Origin of the sequence: Rothia sp. P6271 (assembly GCF_048512995.1) — a bacterium.
Taxonomy (GTDB): Bacteria; Actinomycetota; Actinomycetes; order Actinomycetales; family Micrococcaceae; genus Rothia.
The window spans coordinates 45322-67561 of the sequence record NZ_JBLXXV010000001.1 but is presented as its reverse complement, the minus strand read 5'-3'; the positions used below and the strand labels follow the sequence as shown (position 1 = coordinate 67561).

Sequence of the window (22240 nt, the reverse complement as noted above, 5' to 3'; positions counted from 1 at the left end):
TATGGTGAGAGGTCGAAACTAAAACCTCTGTACCGATCGTACGAGGGGAGCCATACGATGAGCAACACACCACGGATCATTCTTGGTGCAGCAGGAACGGGCAAAACCACCCAACTCCTTGAACACGCCCAAAACTACCTTGACTCTGGTGCTGAAGCTGATGGCATGATGTTCCTAACGCCTTCCCGTACCAGTGCTACAAGGATGAGAGAACTCATCGCCAACCACACTCAACGAACCCTCTCAACCGTACCAACTCGCGCATGGCAGTCTTATGCTTTCGATATCTTACGACGCGCCCAAATCCAAGGACTACTACCGGGGGTAGAACTATCACCCAAACTTATCTCAGGACCAGAACAAGACGTCATCATCTCAGAACTGCTCCAAGGACACACACAAGGTTACGGAAAAATAATTATTTGGCCCCAAGAGCTTAAAGAGGCCGTACACACTGAAGGATTCCGCCACGAAATTCGAGACTTCTTCGACCGCATCGCAGAATATGCTATCGACCCACAAGACATCGAAAACTACGCCCAACAGCTCAACATCCATACATGGGCTCTGATCGCCCAACTATATAAGGAATACCAACAGATTCGTCGTCTACGGATGCCCAATGCTTTCGATCCCGCAACCCTCATCCATGAAGCTCAACAGATTCTGACCCACAACCCAACCTTTCTCGCAGAAGAACGCGAACGTTTCAAACTCTTACTCATCGATGATTTCCAAGAGGCAACACCCTCCATCTACCGTCTACTCGAAACGCTCTGTTCACCTGAAACCTCACCAGCTCCAGCACCCCAAACAGTTATCGCTTTATGCACCGATACTGTGGTCCAAGGTTTCCGTGGTGCTCGCCCCGATAAAGCAAAAGAGCTTCCTCGTATCCTTGGAGACTATGAGACCCTATCTCTCAACCTCTCCCACAGGATGCCCAAAGATATTGTTTGTGCCTATTCCACCGTCACAGAACGCATTCCGCCGGTTGCCCAAATGCGCTACGACCGTCAACCACAATACGCACCAGCTGCCGAGCCTGCCGCAACTGCGGAAGAAACCTCTCAACAAGAACCTGCTCTGGATGGGTATCTTGTTCAGAACGTTCAACAAGAAAATCGACTGTTAGCGCAGATGATTCTTGAAAAACACCTATATGAGAACGTCCCCTATCACCAATGCGCCATTATTGTGCGCAACACCGGCGCAATAGCACGTATTGAGCGTACCCTCATGAGCCACGGCATCCCTGTATCGAGTGCTCGCACCCTTAACGTGCTGAGTCAAGAACCTGCAGTACGCCCCTTCCTTGACGCATTAGCTATAGCGGTACATCTATACGAACAAGAGCAGGACCTCAACAGTGATGCCCACTCTGTTAGTGAGTCTGGATTATCTACGGATATCGTCTTGTCGTTATTACAGTCTCGCCTAGGTGGCGCTACTGCAATGGACGTGCGTCGCCTACGACAACAGTTACGCGCTGAAGAACTAAAATCTGGTGGAACACGCCCCAGCGATGAGCTGCTCCTTGAGGCGCTTTACCGTCCTCCTCGTATTGCTGCTAGGGGAGCAGACTCTGCTGTACGCCGTATTCACCATGTGCTCTCTGCTGGTGTCAAAGCACTCTCACAAGAAGGAGCAACAGCTGAAAGCGTTCTGTGGGCGTTATGGGAGTCTTCAGAACTTGCCCATATTTGGCGTCAAGAATCATTAAACGGTGAGGGGTTGAACGCGCAACGTGCTCACCGAGATTTAGATGCCATGCTTGGTCTTTTCGAGGCTGCCTCACGTTATACCGAGCAGATGCCTGGTGCGAGTGCTTTCCAATTCTTGAACTACATGATGGCTCAAGACATTCCGATGGATACACTGACCCGAACAACACGCGTACAAGGGCACGTTGAAATATTGACTCCAGCTTTAGCTGCAGGACGTGAATGGGACTACGTTTACATTGCTGGATTACAAGAAGGTATATGGCCGAACACTACTGTGCGCGGTTCTCTACTTGAGACGCATAAACTCACCGATATTCTTGATATCGGGTTAGACGCTGCACGACACATAACCTCCACTGATCGTGTGCGACAAACCCGTCACGATGAACTACGGATGTTTGCCACTGCTCTATCACGAGCGAAGAAACAGGTTCGGTGTACAGCAGTGATGTCTGAAGACGAATTTCCTAGTGAGTTTTTTGACCTTGTTGTTCCAGGCTCTCATGAGGGACGAACAACTACTGAGGTTCGACGTCCGATGACTCTTCGTGCGCTGGTGGCAGAGTTACGTCAGTGGGCAGAACAATATGAGCAAAGCCCCGAACCCGCTCACCATGCGATACAGATTCTTCGCAAGTTCAACGACCTAGGACAAACACGCGGGTATATTGTGCCCGGTGCCTCACCTGATAGCTGGTGGGGGCTGAGTCCGCTCTCCTCTCAAGGCAGTGCCTTTGGAGAAGAGGCACCTATTCCGATGTCACCTTCACGACTAGAGACGGTGCACCGTTCTCCGCTGGAATGGTTCGTGTCCGAATCACGTGCGGAAGCTGCTACCGATGCTTCACGTTCTTTAGGAAACGTTGTACACGAACTTGCAGAACAGTACCCTCACGGGCCAGGTTATGTTTTGGAAGAACAACTTGCTCAGACCTTCCAAAAAATGAATCTTCCTGATACCTGGGAAACTCAAAAAATCTATGAACGAGCACAAAAGATGGTACGAAAATTTGCCTCCTATGTGGCTGAGTTATCCCAGCATCAGCGGGAATTGAGTAATGTTGAAGGCAGTTTTAAAGTTTTTGTTCCAGGAAAAACACGTGACGCGTTACTGGTCGGCAGAATTGACCGTTTAGAGAAAAATCAAGAAACTGGACGCTACGCCATCATCGATTTGAAAACGGGGAGAACTGCGCCCTCTCAGAAAGAGAAAATACCTCGTCACCCACAACTTGCAGCTTACCAAGTTGCTTTAGAAGCTGGTATCGGTGAAAAACTTGCTCAGGGAGAAGACTCACCCGAAGCGAGATTTAGCGGGCTTACATCACGCTCTGGCGGTGCCTTCCTCATACAGTTAGGTACCGACACGAAAACTTACCGTGAACAGCAACAAGAGCCTCTCACAGAAGAAGATTTATGGGCAGTAGAGCTCATTCAACAAGCAGCAGAGCTTATCGCTCAAGAATATTTTCAGGCACGCCATACTTCAGCCCAAGCTAGTGGCTACGGTATCCAATGCAAACTTCCCGAAATCTGCCCGTTATGTGCTCGTGGTAGACAAGTGACGCAATAACGAAAAGAGACGATAAACATGACGGAAAAAACTCAAGAAGACTTCAGCCCAGAAGAAATAGCCAAACTGCTTGGCAAACCAGCGCCCACCCCTGAGCAGTCTGAAATTATTTGCTCAGATTTACGTCCTTGCCTCGTTATTGCGGGTGCAGGCTCTGGGAAGACCGCGACCATGGTCGATAGAGTTATCTGGCTCGTTGCGAACCAAAAAGTGAGGCCAGAAGAAATTTTGGGAGTGACCTTCACCCGAAAAGCTGCTGGAGAGCTTCGTGAACGTATCCGTATCGCGCTGAATCAGCTACGTCATCAAGGCATCATCAAAAGAACAGATCAAGACGAAGAAATCACCGACCCTGTTGTCTCAACCTACCATTCATATGCGAAGAGTCTTGTCTCTGATTATGGTCTACGCCTTGGCATAGAACAAGATGCACAGCTTTTAGGCCAGGCTCAAAGTTGGCAGCTGATGGCACAGATTGTGGAGCACCTCCAACCAGAGATTGCTTTAGAAGAACTCATGTCTAAAAGCACCATCATTAAAGATGCGCTGACTCTTGCGAGTGAATGTTCTGAACATCTTGTCACACCTGAAAAATTACAACAATGGTGTGAGGAAGAAGAACAAAAAGTACGCAATATCAGCGGAAACAGAATCTCTAGCGAACAAAGAAATCTTTTAAAACGTCTTCAACAGCGTCGTTTTTATGCTGGCATCATCCAAGAATACCGCAATGTTAAAAAACGTATGCAAGTGATGGATTACGGGGACCTTGTCTCTTTAGCTGCGCGTATTGCACACGAATTTCCAATAGTGGCAGAAACTGAACAAGAACGTTATAAAGTTGTTCTCTTAGACGAGTTTCAAGACACCTCCCACGCTCAAATGCAACTTTTTTCAGATCTTTTTGGGCATAGGGCAGAACCCCAACAGGAACATGCTGTGATGGCTGTGGGCGACCCGAAACAGTCCATTTATGGTTTCCGTGGGGCTTCTGACGGCCAGCTCTTTAACTTCTACCAGTACTTTCCAACAGCCAACAAAGACCCAAAATTCTTAACAATAGCGTGGCGTAATGATGTTTCAATTCTTACCAGCGCTAATACCCTCGCATCCTCTTTATCCAAACCTGCAGATTGGTCGAGAGCAAAACCTCTGGGCAAACCTATTCCTCATCTTCAGCCACGTCCAACCGCAGAAGCGGGAAAAGTTCTCCTCGGTGGCTACAACTCAACCGAAGAAGAAGCCCAAGCTATCGCCCAAAAAATCTATGAAGAACGCCACAAACCAGAATATTCTGTGCTCAACGGCAGCATGCCAACGATGGCAATTCTGTGCAAAAAACGGGCAATGATGGAACCCCTCCGCAAAGAACTTGAAGCGTTGTCTATCCCATATCAGGTGGTGGGTCTTGGTGGTCTGCTAGATACCCCAGAAGTCGTCGAAATGGTCTGCTACTTGAGGGTACTCTCTGACCCCGGGCGTTCTGACGCGCTCATGCGCATCCTCAGCGGTGCACGCTGGCGTCTAGGCACCCACGACCTCTTAGCGTTAGGGGACTGGGCACGGCATCTAGCACGCCGCCGTGAACATGCCATCAAAGAAGGCATCCGCGAAAAACTGACCTCGGACGAGACTCCCTCACCCGCCGGCAGTGAAGGAGACGAACGCCCCCTCAACACTGTTGAATCAATACTTTCTCGAGCATGCCTTGATAACATCGATGACGCTTCACTAATTGAAGCCATCGAAACGTTGCCTCCAGAAGAATGGGTATCTGCTCAAGGCCGTCAGCTGAGTACAGAAGGACTTAACCGCCTACAACGCTGCGCCGAAGAACTAACAGAGCTCCGTCAATACATGAACGAAGACCTCACCACACTTTTATACGAGATAGAACAGAAAATACTGTTAGACATTGAGTTAGCTGTCAAACCAGATATCAGCTCTCACCATGCACGGCGTAACCTCGACGCTTTCTACGAGTCGGCGGCAAACTATATGCTCACCGCACCGCGCCTTTGGGCAAGTCTTCGAGCAACACAAGAACAACCTCACAACTCCGAGAAAGAATCACCATCAACCTCACAAAAAATTTCACTCTATGCTGGGCTTAGCGGCACCAGCATGGTGAGTGGATTTTTAGCATGGTTAGAAGCCGCAGCCCAAGAAGAATCTGGGCTAGAGATGATGGTTGATCCTCCTAGCCGAGAAGCCGTACAACTCTTGACAGTCCATGCCTCTAAAGGACTCGAATGGGACCACGTATATATTCCAGGACTATGTGAAGGGGACTTCCCTATCACAAAAGACCAGCGCTGGACACAATGCTCTGACTCACTCCCTACTCCGCTACGTGGAGACAAAGACTTTATGCCACCGTGGATTAGCGCATGTGAAGATACTAAAGAGCTCAAAGAATCACTAGAGATTTATAAAGAGCAAACTCTCGAACACACCACGACTGAAGAACGTCGCCTCGCCTATGTGGGGGTAACACGCGCTCGCTCACTACTCATGCTGACTCATGCGGTATGGAAAGGCAGCAACAAAACTAAAAATAAGGTATCTACCTTCTGGGAAGAGTTGTACAGATTGACCGAAGAGCACTCCGATGGAGTAGAACATCCTGCTTTTGAGGTTCTTTCCACAAGTAGTGTTCCTGAAGAACAAAAAACAAACCCACAATCAGAGAAAATTTTAAGCGCATTATGGCCGTTTGACCCCATCGACGGACCTGTGACATGTAGCTGGGATTCTTTAGAAGAGCTCGAAGAAACTCCCGAACCAAAAATACGAGAACTACACCAACATGCAAAACCATCACGCCGTCAACGGGTAGAGCATGCTGCCCAAGAAATAACGACCTCTATAGAAGAACACTCGTCGTTTGAAGCATCTGATAGTGAAAACCCGCTCATCCGCCAATGGGGCGAAGAAAGTAAGCTACTTTTATCGCTTTTGCAACGTCAAGAGGAAGAAGACCCTCTTGGCATCCCTCAACACCTGAACACGTCAACGGTTGTGTCTCTCATTGACGATCCGCAGAGGGTTCTTGACAATACTTTGCGTCCAATACCGCAGCGGCCGACTATTTCAGCACGTCAAGGAAATCTTTTCCACTCATGGATTGAAAATTATTATGAGAAACCGGCAACCTTAGAATTCGACGAGGAATACGCAGAAGAAGAGAACGACGAAATTATCCATTTTGAGAAGTTCACACAAAACTTCCTCGCAAGTCCCTGGGCCGATATCAAACCGTGGGCTGTAGAGTACCCTTTTGAAACTCCTTTAGCAGGCACCTCGATCAGAGGTAGAATCGACGCAATTTTTAGGCACGAACAACCTGACGGAAGCATACGCTGGGAGCTAGTAGACTGGAAGACAGGGCGAGTTCCGAACACCAAACAACTCGCATACCTTAGCTATCAACTTGCCGTATACCGTATTGCTTTCTCACGCCTTCACAACGTTAACCTTACGGATATCGATACAGCATTCTGCTACGTATCTACAGGAGACATCATCCGCCCCGAACATTTAGCGGCTGAAGATGAGCTAGAAAAAATTATCCGTGAGAAATGGAACAGAACCATCAACTAATGTTCTATCTCTCATAAGAAACTGTGGGGTGCATACCCACAACGGTATACACCCCACAGCTTGTATCAGAACTTTTATTGCGGTGGCGCAATCTTAAGAAGACGCAACTCACCAGAGGCAAGAAGCGAATCTTCAAGATCACGAAGAAGCTCTAACGCCTGCTGGAACATCTCCTCATCTTCACGCTCTACAGCACGTAGAAGCCACTGCGCCAAGGCAAATTCTGCATAAAGATGAGCACGCAACGACAACGCAGAATCTGGAAGCTGCGGCATCTGCTCAATATATACATTGAGAACTTCTTCAGAGAACCGTTGGTCTTCACACCCTAAAAGCCATGAAAAATCAAGAGCCGGATCGCCAACACACACTTCAGACCAGCCGGTTACTGCAGTGACTTTTTTCTGGTCTAAAACAAGATTATCTTCGTTCAAATCGCCGTGAATCACACGAGGCCTAAATGACCACATCGCATCATCATCAATTTGTTCACGCCACCGCTGAATGAGCAAAGGCGAAATCTTATTGAGAGCCTCAACTCTATCCAACTCTGCACGACGCCGTTCTCGTATCTGCTCCGCCGAATACACCGGAAGATTCGCATCCTCAATAATCGTCTCAGGCATCACATGAATGGTTGCAATGAGACGACCTAAAGCGGTCGCTAAGTTTTCGGTATCTTCTTTTGCATAAGAAGAAATCTCTGCCAACTCATCAATCTCATAGTGAGAACCCGGAATATGAGTATAAATAAATGTTTGCATACCGTTAACAAGAACCGACCCAACAATAGTCGGTACAAGAAACGGTAAACGTGCCCTGAGCCCTGCTGAAAAAGATTGTAGGATGACGTGCTCAGCTTCAAGACGAACGCTTGCCTCGGGATTCTTCGGCGAACGCACACGCCAGCGTTTACCAGCAGAATCAATGATAATAGCCGAATCAAAGTCTGTCGTATCGTCGGCAGAAGGCAACGCCGCAACAGGATATAAACCTGGTACGCCAGCAGAAACAATAGCAGCAAGTTGAAGGGGAGTAACAGTCACATCACAAGAGTACAAGAGAAATGCCAACACCTCGAACGAACATCGCCAGATAGTCTAAAATAGTGACATCTTTTATACGAAAACTCTATAAAACTATCAGCTATGCCACAGCGAAGCACCGCAATAGCATCCTTCAACGGTAGCTACTGCAAAAGCACTGAACTACACTGGAACACAGAACACCCCCCCCATCCCATAACGATAAAACGCACAGGAGCCCGATGTCTTTTCTCCCCTTTTCTGCAGAATCGACAGCTAACACCCCCCAACACGTACCATACGGTGCTCCTGATTCCCAAAAAATTCTTGAAAACCTCGACCCCGAACAACGCCGAGTTGGTAGTGAACTTGACGGACCCATGTGCGTATTAGCTGGTGCAGGAACAGGTAAAACCCGAGCCATCACCCACCGTATCGCATATGGTATAGCTATTGGACGGTACGTACCTCAACGCGTTCTTGCGCTGACCTTTACCGCACGAGCTGCTGACGAAATGCGTCTTCGGCTCCGTGCATTAGGTGCTGACGGAGTTCAAGCACGAACCTTTCACTCTGCCGCATTACGACAACTACGCTACTTCTGGCCAAGAGCCGTTGGCGGAACTGAACCAACCCTTATCAGTCATAAAGCACCTCTTATCAGTGAAGCTGCACAACGCCTTCGACTTAGCACCGATAAAGCAACGTTAAGGGACTTTGCTTCAGAGATTGAATGGGCTAAAGTCAACCTACACACCCCTGATACTCTCAACAGCGCGATTAAAGGGCGTTCCCTACCCTCCGGATTAGACGAACAAACAATGGTGCGTCTCTTCCGTGCCTATGAAGAACTCAAAGACGAACGCAACATGATCGACTTTGAAGATGTTCTTCTCCTCACCATTGGAATCCTCGAAGATGACCCATCCATTGCTGCAGAAGTACATAAACAATACCGGCACTTTATCGTCGATGAATATCAGGACGTTTCACCTTTACAACAGCGCCTACTAGATGCTTGGCTGGGAGATAGAGACGACCTCTGCGTTGTGGGCGATGCTTCACAGACCATCTACACTTTTACCGGTGCAACCAGCAGATATCTTCTAGGATTCCGTCATAAATACCCTCACGCACATGTTGTTAAACTGGTACGTGACTACCGTTCAACGCCACAAGTAGTTCATCTTGCCAACTCTTTGCTTAAAACTCGACGGGCACTCCCTGACGCAACGCCTGGGCGGTGGGCAGAACCTCTAGAACTGATTTCGCACAAACCACGAGGGCCGGAGCCTCAATGGTTTGGATACAACGACGACGAAGAAGAAGCTCGCGGAATCGCTGAAGATGTTCAAGACCTCATTACCAAAGACGGGATTGCCCCCTCTGAGATTGCGGTGCTTTTCAGAACAAACTCACAATCTGCAGCCATTGAGCAAGCCTTTAACGATGTGGGGGTACCCTACCAATTACGCGGAGCTGAACAGTTTTTCTCTCGTCCAGAGGTAAAAAATGCTTACGTACAATTACGCTCAGCAGCAAGCTCTGTCGAAAGTGGATCTGTTGTTCAGAACGTCTCCGATATTTTGTATTCATTAGGATATACACCTCAAGCACCCAGTTCCTCGGGTGCTGTACGTCAAAAATGGGAATCGTTGGCAGCACTTGTTTCTATGGCTGAACGTATGGAACGTGAACGTCATGAAGCTCAAGAGCATAACCCTGACTTACCTGATTTGACCTTGCAAGAATTCGTTGGGCGCCTACATCAACGAATGGAACACCAAGATGCCCCTATCCTCAATGGTGTAACTCTGGCATCTTTACATTCTGCAAAGGGTCTTGAATGGGAGGCTGTATTCTTAGCTGGAATGAATGAGGGGCTTATGCCTATTAGCTATGCTCAAGACGCAGATGACATTGATGAAGAACGTCGTCTGTTATACGTGGGTATTACACGTGCTAAAAGCTATTTGACGTTGAGCTGGTCTCGTTCACGAACACCGGGTGGACGAGGAAATAGACGCCGTTCACGATTCTTAGCGCCGATTGCTCCCGTCCCTGAATAGGGGAGTATTAGAAGAAACATAAAATTTTATACTGTTTGATTATCTAGTACCTCTAAAATCTGTTTAGCAATAGCATTAATAACTGGAACTGCTACAGAATTACCGAATTGCTTGTAAGCTTGTGTATCACTGACAGGAATAATAAATTCTTCTGGGAATCCTTGAAGCCTACTAGCTTCTCGAGGAGTTAATTTACGAGGATTTTTACCATCTTGTTTGATTAATATTTCACTACCGTCTTTATAATATCGAGCAGAGATAGTATTCGTATAAGGGCTATTTTCATCAAATAACGAGCAGCCGAACCCATTGCCATTTTCCTTGTGTTTAGCTTTTCGCCTTTGGTGCCCTTGCCATAACTTGTCAGATATGGTGTATTTATCTGATACATTATCTTCTAAGATTTTGCCAAGACGTGTTTCAATAAATAAAGGAGTTGGAAATCTAAAATCATTAAAGTTACCAATTTGTTCTTTATCGAACCCTACAATATAAATGCGTTCACGATTTTGTGGAAGGCCAAAATCTTTAGCTTTAAATAGAGTGCTATAAACTCCATAACCTAGATTACATAGAGTGTTCTCTATAGTCTGAAAGGTGCGACCCTTATCATGGCCTTTTAAGTTTTTAACGTTCTCGAGAAGGAAAGCTTTGGGTCGTTTTTCTTTGATAATGCGGGCAACTTCAAAGAATAATGTTCCCCTAGTATCTTCAAATCCAAGTTTTTTTCCTGCTTGGCTAAAAGCCTGACACGGGAAACCTCCTACTAAGATGTCATGGGAAGGAATAGAGTCTCCAGCAATTTTAGTGATATCGCCAAAGGGTGCTTCGCCATAGTTGGCTTTGTAGGTTTTTGCTGCAAATTTATCTATTTCGCTGCTAAAAATAGATTTGGTACGGCCTGTAAGTTGGAATCCTAAACGAGTGCCACCTATCCCCGCAAAAAGGTCAATCATGGTGTAGTCAGCGGCAGGAGGGTTTTGAAAAGGAATTTCTTCTGGGAAGTTGAGTATGTGGTCTAACTCTATACTGGAAGGTTTGCACTCACCGTTTTCCCATCGCCTGATTGTCCTGTCTCCGAATTTAGGCAGACCTATAGCGTCTGCCAGTTCTTTTTGTGTCATGTTGAGGCGAGACCGCTTACTCTTTATGAGAGCGGAAGGGTCGTTATCTAAGTTGTTTTTTTCTAGTAGCATAGATTTCATGGGATAGTTCTCTAGTGGCTCAGTCTGATGATTGGGTGAATATTAGGGCAAAGTGTCCTCTTTCTGACACAATATTATCAAAAAATCTGGATATGTGAAGTGAGAAGTTAAGTGGAATTAGAACTCTATAAAATTTTTGTAAAAACTCAAAGGAAAAAGTATTTTAAAGAAGATATGCCTTATGACTTGGTGTACAGGAATTTTGAAAAATTAGGGTTAATCAATCAGCCTGTAGAATATTTTTTAAAAAATGCTAGTTCTGTAATTGAAAAACTTAGAAGTAACTCTTGGGATGAGTTTCAAAAAAAGGAACAAGAATTTACTTCAAAAATGCTGTCCTCCCTCTACTCTAGAGACGACATTAAAGGTATGGACGCTAGTGAAGCAATTTCTTGGTTTGTAGATAAATTTCCTATGCATATTTATAGTCTTAATCTTTCCAATACGCAAAGTCGTAGAAGTAGGGCAGGGAAAGAATTTGAGGCAATTATAGAATTGATTCTAATTGGTGCCGATATTCCAATGGATAGTCAAGGAAATATTGGCAAAAAATTCTTCGAGGATAAAGATCTAGGAAAAATGGTTGATATTGTATCACCTGGTTCTAGCGAATATTCTATTTATAAACGTGATACTGTTTTGATTAGTGCTAAAACAACGTTAAGGGAGCGTTGGCAAGAAGTGCCTGAAGAAATGGGTAGAACGGGTGCTAGAGAAATGTTTTTAGTTACTTTGGACGAATCTATTAGCCAAGAAGTAATAGAGACATTAGATGAGGCTAATATTCAAGTTGTAACTACAAGGTCGGTAAAAGAAACAAACTATAATACTAATAACAATGTAATCACGTTTGAACGCCTTTTAGATATTTTGAAAGAAACCGCTAGTAAATGGGATGACTATAACTATCCACAGGATGTTATAAGGCAAAATAAAATAAATCTTGAGAAACAATTAAAAAGCCATCATAATCATAGTTTCGTGGAAGAATATTATAATCGCCGGATTGAAAAATTCTCAATATAATATAGGGGGGGGCAACGTGTATGTTGCCCCCCTATATTATTGGTGAGTTTTGTGCGTAATAAATATAATTCCTATTTCTCACTTACTGCAGGGAGTACCTGAGTATGTGATAGATCAGGTGATTCACCATGAGCTATGCCATTTTGTAGAGCCTAATCATAGTGTTGCTTTCCGGATGCTAGAACGCCGTTACCCACACTATGAGCAGGCAACGGCGTTCTTATCAGGAATGGTGTTTGCTAGTAGAAGTGAGCGGACACCACTCACCTGACGAACCGGCTAGGCTTGTGGCTTATCGTCATCTTCAGAGGTATCTTCTGGCTGGTCGTACCCTCCAGAAAGTAGCTTCTCTAAAGCAGCATCAAACTCATCTTCGCTGGCGGTAACTAATGCCGTACGAGATGCGTATGCTTCTGGGTTATCTAGCTCTTCTAAGGTGGGGAGCATCTCGGGTGCTTCCCATAGTTGGTCGCGTGCTTCCATCCCGTGTTCTTGGGTATAGTGACGCCAAAATTGTGCGGCTTCTCTATTTTTACGTGGATGTAACTCTAATCCAAGGAGGGCAGCAAAAATGTGTTCTGTTGGCCCACCTACTGCATGGCGACGGTTCATGACCTCAGCTAGCTGAGAAGACATCGGAAGGTTCTTCGTGGCATCTTCTGCGACGATGGTAACCCAACCCTCGACCAGCGCTAAGAGTATTTCTAAACGTTCTAGAGCAAGTTTTTGGTCTTCCGTATTTTGAGGGGTGAAGATATTGCTTGAGAACGCAATTTGTAAGGCTTCTTGATCCATGATGTCAATCTGCTCTGCTTCTTGTTGCATGCGTTCAATATCAACATGGATACCGCGAGCATAGCGTTTAATCAAAGCGACGATATCTTCGCGAAGCCACGTGGCTGCTTTATACAATCTGGTGAGTGCAACCTCGCGCACAGCAAGATAAATCATGACTTCTTGCGGTGGAATTTCTAACCCATCGCCAAAGTCTTTAATAGCAGAAGGAAGTAATGCTGAACGTCCTTCTGCCATGGGCAGACCAACATCTGTTGAGGATACGACTTCTTGAGCAAGTCTGCCGATGGCTTGTCCAGCTTGGATGCCGAACATCATGCCACCAACACCAGAGAGAATGTTCGTTTGTCCGCCGAGAAGATGTTTGATTTCTTCAGGAAGTTGCTCCGACATCGATTGGTTCATTGCTTCAGAAAGGCTGGTGGCGATAGGGCCAGCAATTTCTTGAAAAATGTCAAAAGTGTTATTGACGTAGTCAGCTTTAGACCATGATTCTGTGGGGTACCCTGTAGGGCTAAAAGCGGTTGCGGGGTTGACCCATAGTTGAGCGAGCTGAATAGCGTCTGCGACCGCAGATTTTTGAGCCGAGGTGATTTGTGGGTCTTCACCTTGAGCGAGTGTTTGATGAGCATGGCTTCTTGCAAGTTCCCAGTTGACGGGTTCATCTGCTGAGGTATTAGCAGACATTGATGTGAGTCCTGAGAAGACTGCCGCAATTTGTGCGGGGTCGATGGGAATCCCCATATTTTTCATCTGTTCAGGGTCAAGGGGCCATTCTGCTGGGTTGCCTTGTGCTCCTGGAAAACCATTTTCTGAGAGTTTTTTGAAGAACTCTTCAAAAGGGTTAGAGCCGTCGTCAGATGGCATTCCCCACGGGTTATTGTTTGAAGTCATCATCATCTCCCAAAAATGAGTTAGTACGGGTTCAATCTCTATTGCATACTACGTTACCTAAGGAATGTCGGTGGTGCGATGTTTTAGGGGGTTAGATATCAAAGCGAGACATAATTCTATGCTAACTCAAAGACAACTGACTCTCTGCTGAGAATCAGCGAATCTTTGCGTCATATCACTGTTGGTAGGAAGAATACAGGTACTCTAGAACAATGCAGTTCCGAGAAAAAATGTTTTCCTTCGCTTCTTTTTCTTCTCATAAGAGGTCACGCCGTGATTCTGTTCAGAATCTATGTGCGTTCTCCACGATTGGACTTGCTTTCTTGGGTCTATGGGTTCCTGTCAATTTTGTGACGGAAGAGCCTGGACCCACGTTTAACACTATTGGTTCATATAAAGATCAACAACTTATCAGTATCGAGGGCGAAAAAACATACCCTGTAACGGGTGCTCTAGATATGACAACTGTGTCTGTTGCTGGTGGACCTAACACTGATATTTCTGCAGTACATGTATTATCGACGTGGCTGATGCCAGATACTTTAGTTCTCCCTAGTGACTTGGTCTATCCTCATACGCTCACTCGTGAAGAAGTGACTGAACAAAATACTGTTGATATGGCAAATTCTCAAGAGGTTGCGCAGGCTGCAGCACTCAAATATTTAGGGAAGCCGTTTAAAGAAAAGATGACGGTAGCTCGACTGACTAAAGATAATCCCAATAGCGACCTTATCAAACCTGGTGATGTTCTCATCTCTTTAAATGGTCAGAAGATTGAGCATTATGAGCAGATTGCTGAGATTTTGTCGAGAACAGGTGATAAGACTCTTGATGCTGTTATCGAAAGAGAAGGGAAAGAAGAACACCTTTCTCTTAAACCTAGCTATGACGAAAAAAATCAAAAATATATTCTGGGGTTATTTCTTGGTGCAACTTATGAATTCCCTTTTAAAGTGAATTATGGGTTAGAAGAAGTTGGCGGGCCTAGCGCCGGTATGATGTTTGCTTTAGGAATTATTGACGAACTAACCGAAAAGAATCTGACCGGTGGAAAACATTTTGCTGGTACCGGAACAATCGACGCTCAAGGTCATGTTGGAGAAATTGGCGGTATCGCACAAAAGATGGTAGGTGCTCGTCAGAGTGGAGCAACAACGTTTATCGCACCCGAAAAAAATTGTGGTGAAGTAATTGGTCATATCCCTGACGGTCTATCTGTTGTTGCTGTATCAACTCTAGATGAAGCAGTACATGCAGTAGAAGGCATCGCGGCGGGAAAACCTGCAGATAGTTTTAGACAATGTACCGATTCATAAGATTTTAGCCATTGTCGTTAAATAATAGGTGGTGTGCTCTAACAATAATGTTGGAGCACACCACCTATTATTTATGTAGAACTCTTCTCAGAAGCATCTAGCGGTTTAGAAGAATCCTCCACCGCGACGGCGTGAAGAACGTTTGGTTCCAAAGATAGAACGTACCAGCTCACGGCCTAGAGTAGAGACGATATTAGTGCCGATACGCATTGCTGCATCGTTACGTTTTTGACGTTCACGTTCTTCTTCTCTCGCAATACGTTCAGCTTCTTTAGCTCGTTCTTTTTCGAGTTTTTCTTGTTCTTTGGCTAAACGTTCAGCTTCTTTTTGCTGTTCTGTATTGAGCGTTTGCTCTTCCTGCTTCTGCTGAGTCTCTGTAAGTTTTTCGTATGCAGAATAAGAATCCACGACTGTCGCATAACGGTCGTTCAATGAGCTTGCCGCAACTACTGAACTGATAGCTTCGGGGGCAGGAGCCATGAGCGATTCTGGTGCAAAAATCTTAGTCTTTGCAACCGGTGAGGGCGCGCCTTTTTCGCTCATGACCGTGACCAAGGCTTCGCCAATACCTGCGCTGGTTAATGCTTCTTCCATATCGTAGGCAGACTTTGGGAAGGTTCGTGCGGTAGCAGTCAACGCTTTTTGATCATCTGGAGTGAACGCACGTAGAGCATGTTGAACACGGTTGGCTAACTGACCTAGTACTTCTGCGGGGATATCTTTAGGTGTTTGAGTAATGAAGAAGAGACCTACACCTTTAGAACGAATGAGTCGAACCGTTTGCGTAATAGCTTCTTTGAACGCTTTAGAGGCACCGTTGAACAGCAGATGTGCTTCATCAAGGAAGAAAACAAGTTTGGGTTTCTCTACATCGCCAACTTCAGGCAACTCTGAGAAGAGGTCTGCAAGAAGCCACATTAAGAAGGTCGAGAATAGTTTAGGATTAGCCTGTACATTTGCTAATTCTAAGATACTAATGACGCCTCGTCCGTCTGGTGCCGTGCGTAGGAACTCTTGGGGCTCGAATTCTGGTTCACCAAAGAATTTTTCCATTCCTTCAGCTTCTAGTGTGACTAATTCACGAAGAATGACGCCAGCTGTTGCACTGGAAATACCACCGATACCAGATAGCTCTGCTTTACCTTCGGGGGAGGAAAGGAACTGAATCACTGCACGAAGGTCAGCAAGGTTATATAATTCTAGATTTTTTTGGTCTGCGTAATGGAAGATTAGTTGCAGAGCAGATTCTTGCGTGGAGTTAAGATCCATCACACGTGAAAGCAGAATTGGGCCAAAAGACTCAACCGTGGCTCGGATAGGGACACCAACACCTTCGCCACCGAGTGTGAAGAATTCTGTAGGGAATGATTTTGCTTCCCATTGTTGGCCCAGGGATGCAGAACGGGCAGCTAACTTTTCACTATTTTCTCCCGGCGCCGCTAGACCAGAGAGGTCACCTTTCATGTCAGCAAGGAATACTGGCACACCCTGTGCGCTGAGTTGCTCTGCAAGAACCTGCAAAGTCTTAGTTTTTCCGGTACCTGTGGCGCCGGCAACAAGACCGTGGCGGTTCATCATAGATAGGGGGAGTGAGACTTTTGCTTCTGGATCGGCCACGCCGTCACAGGTTGCTACGCCTAAGGGGATAGTTTTCCCGTCAAAGGAATACCCATTTTTAATTGCTTCAAGTTGTTGTGCATCATTAGACATGGCTTTAGTATAACGGGATTAACCGCCATATATAACACATCTATTCAGCTGTAACATAATCTACTCAGAGTATTTTCAGGTTGGATGTAAAACCTGTCATCACGGGATGTTCTCGTACCAAAGGCCCTTGTTATTTGGCACAATAGATACATACCTTTGGGCTTGTCTTCTGCTCATAACAGGGACAGCTCTTACGACCGGCGAACTGAATTCGCGACGCAACCATCATCGAGGAAGATGTGAGTACCGGACCTACCTCTCAAAAATCCCGTCCTGCACAACGTAGCAATAGCACATTTGTTATAACAGCAACCATTATTGCTGTTCTCATTGCCCTATTCGTTGCAGGAACCCAAATCTATACGGACGTACTGTGGTATAACCAGCTTGGTTATCTTGGGGTGTTCATCACCGAAAACGTTTATAAGATAGCTGTTTTCGGTGTAGCTGCCCTCATCGCAGGAGTTTGCTTGTGGGCAAGCATGTTCTATGCTTTCTCGCACGGTGAACCACCTAAAATGCCACGTCCTCAAAGACCACGCCCCACAGCAGAAAACTCTGGAAACAGCCCAGACCCCTTCGCTGAGATCCAAGATTTATGGGAACAAAGCATGGGGCGTTATCGTGACTCCGTTGAGCGTCTACGAAAACTGATTCTCATTGTTGTTCCCCTCGTTGGAGCTATCCTCGTTGGTAGCGGAATGAGTGCACAATGGGACACCATCGCACTGTTCTTTAACGGGGTCGGATTCTCTCAAAAAGACCCAGAATTTGGTAAAGACCTCGGTTTCTTTGTCTTTTCTCTTCCTTTTTGGAAATTACTCATCGACTTCTTGAGCACTATCGTGATTTTCTCTGCCATTGCTGGAGGAGCCGTACACTACTTCTACGGTGGTATTAAAGTTCTCGATAAAGGCATCGAAACAACCAAAGCTTTCCGCATTCACGCTGCCGTTATTGCCTGCTTGTACCTTCTGTTACGCGGGGCAAAAATCTGGTTAGAACGTTATATCTCGACCCAAACCACTAGCGGAAAATGGGTGGGTGCGATGTTCACTGACGTCAATGCCATCATCCCTGTGAAAGGTATCCTCGCGATTGCAACATTGCTTGTTGCGGTACTTTTTGCCATTACTGTTGTTACTCAACGTTGGCGTATTCCTCTTGTAGGAACCGCCGTTTTGGTGATTGCTTCGTTACTTGCAGGCAACTTATATCCCACCATTATTCAGCGTTTTCAGGTACGCCCTAACGAACAAGCATCTGAAACTCCTTATATCCAGCGCAATATTGATGCAACACGGGCTGCATACGGTTTAGACAACATCAAAGTTGAAAGCTATGACGCAACCACTGCAACAAATGCTGGTGCACTTACAGGGGAATCTGCAACAGTTTCTAATATCCGTCTTCTGGATCCTAACGTTGTTTCTAGTGCTTTTGCTCAGTTGCAGCAGTTCCGCCCGTACTACCGTTTTGAGCCAACGCTTTCTGTAGACCGATATACGATTGATGGAAAAGTGCAAGACACTGTACTTGCTGCACGTGAGCTGAACCCTCGTCAAACTGAAGGTTCTTCGTGGATTAACCGTCATGTGGTGTATACCCACGGGTATGGGGTAATCGCTGCATACGGTAACCAAGTAGAAGCTGATGGAAAGCCCAAATTTATGCAGGGCGGTATCCAAGCGCAAGGTGAAATTAGCGATACTTATGAGCCACGTATCTACTTTGGTATGAGCTCTCCTGAATATTCCATCGTTGGCGGTTCTCAAAATGATGAGCCTTTGGAACTAGACCGCCCACAAAGTTCAGATGATTCTGGAAACGCAGACGCTAAATACACTTTTAGTGGTCATGGCGGACCTAATATCGGTAACTTCTTTAACCGTTTATCCTATGCAATTAAATATCAGTCCTCTGATATTTTGCTGTCGGATGCTATTCGCCCCGAATCTCAGATTCTCTATGACCGTAAACCGACTGAACGTGTTAAAAAGGTTGCACCGTATTTGACGGTGGATGGAAACCCTTATCCTGTGATTGTTAACAATCAGGTGCTATGGGTCATTGATGCGTATACGACAAGCGACCAGTACCCGTATTCTCAGGCAGAAGAGCTGCAACGAGCCACCACTGACTCTGAGACAGAATCTGGTGCTACTGCAGCTTTACCTCAGAAGAAAGTGAATTACATCCGTAACTCCGTAAAAGCTACAGTCAACGCCTACGATGGTTCTGTTACCTTATATGCGTGGGATGACCAAGACCCAGTACTTAAAGCATGGCAGGGAGTGTTCCCTCAGACAGTCAAGCCTTATCGCGAGATGAGTGCAGATTTGATGTCTCATATGCGTTATCCCCAGGATCTGTTTAAAGTTCAGCGTGAAATTCTCAATAAATATCACGTGACGAATGCTGGTAGCTTCTACGCCGAAGACGACGTATGGTCTATTCCTAACGACCCAACAGTTAAAGCTGCTCGTCCATTGCCTCCGTACTATCTGTCTTTGCAGATGCCTGGTGAAAAGGATGCTTCTTTCTCTCTTACCAGTAGCTTCATCCCTCAGCAGTCGGACTCTAATACCCGTAACGTGATGTATGGGTTCCTTGCTGCCAACGGTGATGCCGGAACTGGAAAAGATGGTGTGAAGAGTGAAGAATACGGTAAGCTCACTCTTCTGGAGTTACCTCGTTCTTCTGTTGTTCCTGGTCCTGGTCAGGCGCAGAACGTGTTTAACTCTGATACTGAAGTATCAACTGAGCTGAATCTGCTACGGCAGGGTGCTTCATCCGTTATCAACGGCAACTTGCTGACTCTACCTGTGGGTGACGGTATCTTATATGTTCAGCCAGTTTATGTGGAGTCTTCTGGGGATGCGGCGTATCCGACCTTGCGTCGTGTGTTGGTAGGTTTCGGCGAGAAGGTAGGATTCGCTCCTACTCTCGATGAAGCGTTGAATGAACTCTTTGATGGATCTTCTGGCGCCCAGACTGCTGCGGACGCTGGGGTGGATCCTTCGAAAGTTGATTCCGACACAGCAGAGGGAAGCTCATCCGGCGAGTCAAAAACTTTAGCGGATGCTCTTCAACGTGCAAATCAGGCACTTAAAGATTCTGATGCTGCACGACAAAAAGGTGATTGGTCTGCATATGGTGAAGCTCAGAAGAAGCTTGACCAAGCAATTAAAGACGCGTTGAAAGCTGATGGGGTAGAAGTGGAGCAATCTGCTGATAAACCCACTGATAGCTAACAGGCGTTTTGAAACAGCGTTGAATCATTCTATAAGGTTGTGACATTGTTTTGCTCAGGGGTTGGTTGTTGTTCTTTGAACGAGAGTTAACAACCAGCCCCTGAGTGTATCCTCTCTCACAAAAAGCATTTTAGGTTTGCGTTCAATCGACAAGGTGTGTATAGTTATATGAGTCGCCGCGGGGTGGAGCAGTTCGGTAGCTCGCCGGGCTCATAACCCGGAGGTCGCAGGTTCAAATCCTGTCCCCGCAACCAAGTGAAAAATCGTCTCAACTTGATAAATCTCAAGTTGAGACGATTTTTTTATCTCTTCTTATGAGATTTCATAACTGATAGTAAATAATAGTTGAGGGGTGCTACCTGCCAATAGGTAGCACCCCTCAACTATAGATGCGGTGATGAAATTATTAATCGTATCGAGGTTTTTGCCACTCAGGTTTCTCTTGCTGAGCGTAACGGTAATACTCGGTGTACGTTAGTTCGCTAGCTGCATCTTCATCAATAACGATGGTGACGTCAGGGTGCATTTGAAGAATCGAAGCAGGACAGTACGTTCCAATAGGTCCTTCCACCATCTGAGCGATGGCGTGTGCCTTACTTTGCCCTTGAGCTACGAGAACAATTTTTTGAGATTCCATAATCGTTCCGATGCCTTGTGTGAGGCAATGTATAGGAACCTGATTGATATCGTTGTCGAAGAAACGTGCATTATCTTCTCGCGTGCGAGGAGCCAGCGTCTTAATGCGAGTGCGTGAGACAAGCGAAGAACCTGGCTCATTGAATCCGATATGACCGTTAGCGCCAATACCTAGAAGCTGAACATCAACTCCACCAGCATCTTTAATGCGTTGTTCGTATTCGAGGCATTCTGCTTGGACATCTTGTGCTTGTCCGTTGAGAACGTGCACGTTCTGAGCTTTAAGACCAATTCTTTCAACGATTTCGCGGGTGATAACAGCTCGGTATGACTCTGGGTGTCCTTCTGGAATCTCGACATATTCGTCCAAGGCGAAAGCATTAACTGCGCTTACATCAAGTCCGTCGCGCACCAATTCTGCTAGATGCTCATAGGTTTTAATGGGGGAAGAACCTGTGGCGACCCCCCATACAGCTTGTGGATTATGGCGTACAGCATCTGCCATGATTTCTGCGCTGTACGTACCAACTTCTTGTGCTGTAGAGAGAATGATGATTTCCATAAGTACAGCATAAACCACAAATGATTATTTGTATGAACCAATAAAGTCTTTTTTTCATATAAACTAGAAAATGTGCGAACCAAAACGACTAATAAGCAGACCAATTCGCGTCGGCAGGGCGCTAATAGCTTACCCGCTGAACCTAAATATCGTTCGTTAGCTCGAATTATTGAACAGCGTTACGTTCTCGAGGGCAAACCACATGACACGCTACCTACAGAACGAGAGCTACAAACTATTTTTAGCGTCTCGCGCGATACCATCCGAAGAGCGCTCTACTCGCTATCCGTTCGTGGGCTCATTTATAATGTCCAAGGCTCCGGAACATATATCGCAGAATGCCAAAGAATTACTAAAAAACCACATCTCACCTCTTTCACCGAAGATATGACAGCTCGAGGACATGTACCAGCCTCAACCACCGAAAGCTGTAGCATTGTGCCAGCATCGGCAACAACCGCTCGCAACTTGAACATTTCAGTAGGAGAAGAGGTCTACGAAATCATTCGTCTTCGGACTGCTGATGGAGTGCCTATGGCCTATGAGAGAGCCTACTTCCTGGTTGAAGCCTTCGCCGGACAACAACCCCAAGTTCATGCCTCCCTCGATGAACAATTACAACGCACGGGCTATCGTATTGTGAGCGCTCACCAAAGAATCAGCGCAACCAACCTTAACGCAGAAGAAGCACTTGCTCTAGAACAGCCCTTTGGCATTGCTACGCTCAAAGTAGAACGTATCGGATACACCGAACGAGGCATCGCAGTAGAATCCACACAGACTCTCTACCGTGCCGACCGATATGATTACGAAATGCGAATTAACCGAGACAACGTTTAAGGACA

At 46.1% G+C, this 22240-nt stretch carries 13 protein-coding genes and 1 tRNA gene; 9 read left to right on the top strand and 5 right to left on the bottom strand.

Annotated elements, in window-relative coordinates:
• Positions 1 to 57: 57 nt before the first annotated feature.
• Positions 58 to 3300: a PD-(D/E)XK nuclease family protein gene (locus ACN08X_RS00275; protein WP_419107581.1), complete on the top strand. Its 3243-nt coding sequence runs from the start codon at positions 58 to 60 to the stop codon at positions 3298 to 3300.
• 18 nt (positions 3301 to 3318) lie between these two features.
• The gene (locus ACN08X_RS00270) at positions 3319 to 6903 is read left to right on the top strand and encodes an ATP-dependent helicase (protein WP_419107580.1); all 3585 of its coding nucleotides are present in this window, start codon (positions 3319 to 3321) and stop codon (positions 6901 to 6903) included.
• A gap of 74 nt (positions 6904 to 6977) precedes the next feature.
• Here the strand turns inward: ACN08X_RS00270 and ACN08X_RS00265 are convergent, their stop codons facing one another.
• A complete protein-coding gene (locus ACN08X_RS00265) occupies positions 6978 to 7949 on the bottom strand; it encodes a phosphotransferase (protein WP_419107579.1) in 972 nt (323 codons plus the stop codon).
• Between the two features lie 221 nt (positions 7950 to 8170).
• Here ACN08X_RS00265 and ACN08X_RS00260 point away from each other — a divergent pair, with 221 nt between their 5' ends.
• On the top strand, positions 8171 to 9997 hold the full coding sequence (locus tag ACN08X_RS00260) for an ATP-dependent helicase (RefSeq protein ID WP_419107578.1): 1827 nt from the start codon (positions 8171 to 8173) through the stop codon (positions 9995 to 9997).
• A 26-nt stretch (positions 9998 to 10023) separates the two neighbouring features.
• Here the strand turns inward: ACN08X_RS00260 and dcm are convergent, their stop codons facing one another.
• The gene (gene dcm / locus ACN08X_RS00255) at positions 10024 to 11202 is read right to left on the bottom strand and encodes a DNA (cytosine-5-)-methyltransferase (RefSeq protein ID WP_419107407.1); all 1179 of its coding nucleotides are present in this window, start codon (positions 11200 to 11202) and stop codon (positions 10024 to 10026) included.
• A gap of 111 nt (positions 11203 to 11313) precedes the next feature.
• Between dcm and ACN08X_RS00250 the strand changes: the two genes are divergently transcribed.
• Entirely contained in the window at positions 11314 to 12228 is a 915-nt protein-coding gene (locus ACN08X_RS00250; RefSeq protein WP_419107577.1) for a type II restriction endonuclease, read from the top strand.
• A gap of 49 nt (positions 12229 to 12277) precedes the next feature.
• On the top strand, positions 12278 to 12499 hold the full coding sequence (locus ACN08X_RS00245; RefSeq protein WP_419107576.1) for a M48 family metallopeptidase: 222 nt from the start codon (positions 12278 to 12280) through the stop codon (positions 12497 to 12499).
• Between the two features lie 8 nt (positions 12500 to 12507).
• Here the strand turns inward: ACN08X_RS00245 and ACN08X_RS00240 are convergent, their stop codons facing one another.
• Complete coding sequence (locus ACN08X_RS00240) at positions 12508 to 13917, bottom strand: zinc-dependent metalloprotease (protein WP_419107575.1); 1410 nt, start codon at positions 13915 to 13917, stop codon at positions 12508 to 12510.
• A 212-nt stretch (positions 13918 to 14129) separates the two neighbouring features.
• Between ACN08X_RS00240 and ACN08X_RS00235 the strand changes: the two genes are divergently transcribed.
• Positions 14130 to 15233: a PDZ domain-containing protein gene (locus tag ACN08X_RS00235; RefSeq protein WP_419101562.1), complete on the top strand. Its 1104-nt coding sequence runs from the start codon at positions 14130 to 14132 to the stop codon at positions 15231 to 15233.
• Between the two features lie 105 nt (positions 15234 to 15338).
• On the opposite strand, the gene ACN08X_RS00230 is transcribed toward ACN08X_RS00235, so the two are convergent.
• Entirely contained in the window at positions 15339 to 16943 is a 1605-nt protein-coding gene (locus ACN08X_RS00230) for a helicase HerA-like domain-containing protein (RefSeq protein WP_419107574.1), read from the bottom strand.
• A gap of 239 nt (positions 16944 to 17182) precedes the next feature.
• Between ACN08X_RS00230 and ACN08X_RS00225 the strand changes: the two genes are divergently transcribed.
• Both ACN08X_RS00225 and ACN08X_RS00220 read left to right on the top strand, forming a co-directional pair.
• Positions 17183 to 20197, top strand: a complete 3015-nt coding sequence (locus ACN08X_RS00225) for a UPF0182 family protein (RefSeq protein ID WP_419107573.1) — start codon at positions 17183 to 17185, stop codon at positions 20195 to 20197.
• 177 nt (positions 20198 to 20374) lie between these two features.
• Positions 20375 to 20451, top strand: a tRNA-Met gene (locus tag ACN08X_RS00220).
• A 152-nt stretch (positions 20452 to 20603) separates the two neighbouring features.
• Here ACN08X_RS00220 and nagB read toward each other — a convergent pair.
• Positions 20604 to 21395 carry a glucosamine-6-phosphate deaminase gene (gene nagB / locus ACN08X_RS00215; protein ID WP_419107572.1) on the bottom strand — a complete coding sequence of 264 codons (792 nt, stop codon included), beginning with the start codon at positions 21393 to 21395 and terminating at the stop codon, positions 20604 to 20606.
• A gap of 72 nt (positions 21396 to 21467) precedes the next feature.
• On the opposite strand from nagB, the gene ACN08X_RS00210 reads away from it, so the two are divergent.
• Positions 21468 to 22235, top strand: coding sequence for a GntR family transcriptional regulator (locus ACN08X_RS00210; RefSeq protein WP_419105504.1), 768 nt, complete (start codon positions 21468 to 21470; stop codon positions 22233 to 22235).
• The last annotated feature ends 5 nt before the right edge of the window (positions 22236 to 22240 follow it).

Coding starts and splice junctions, on each gene's coding strand:
- nagB (WP_419107572.1), bottom strand. CDS start 21,395: ATGGAAATCATCATTCTCTCTACAGCACAAGAAGTTGGTACGTACAGC.
- ACN08X_RS00235 (WP_419101562.1), top strand. CDS start 14,130: ATGCAGTTCCGAGAAAAAATGTTTTCCTTCGCTTCTTTTTCTTCTCAT.
- ACN08X_RS00275 (WP_419107581.1), top strand. CDS start 58: ATGAGCAACACACCACGGATCATTCTTGGTGCAGCAGGAACGGGCAAA.
- ACN08X_RS00230 (WP_419107574.1), bottom strand. CDS start 16,943: ATGTCTAATGATGCACAACAACTTGAAGCAATTAAAAATGGGTATTCC.
- ACN08X_RS00240 (WP_419107575.1), bottom strand. CDS start 13,917: ATGACTTCAAACAATAACCCGTGGGGAATGCCATCTGACGACGGCTCT.
- ACN08X_RS00260 (WP_419107578.1), top strand. CDS start 8,171: ATGTCTTTTCTCCCCTTTTCTGCAGAATCGACAGCTAACACCCCCCAA.
- dcm (WP_419107407.1), bottom strand. CDS start 11,202: ATGAAATCTATGCTACTAGAAAAAAACAACTTAGATAACGACCCTTCC.
- ACN08X_RS00270 (WP_419107580.1), top strand. CDS start 3,319: ATGACGGAAAAAACTCAAGAAGACTTCAGCCCAGAAGAAATAGCCAAA.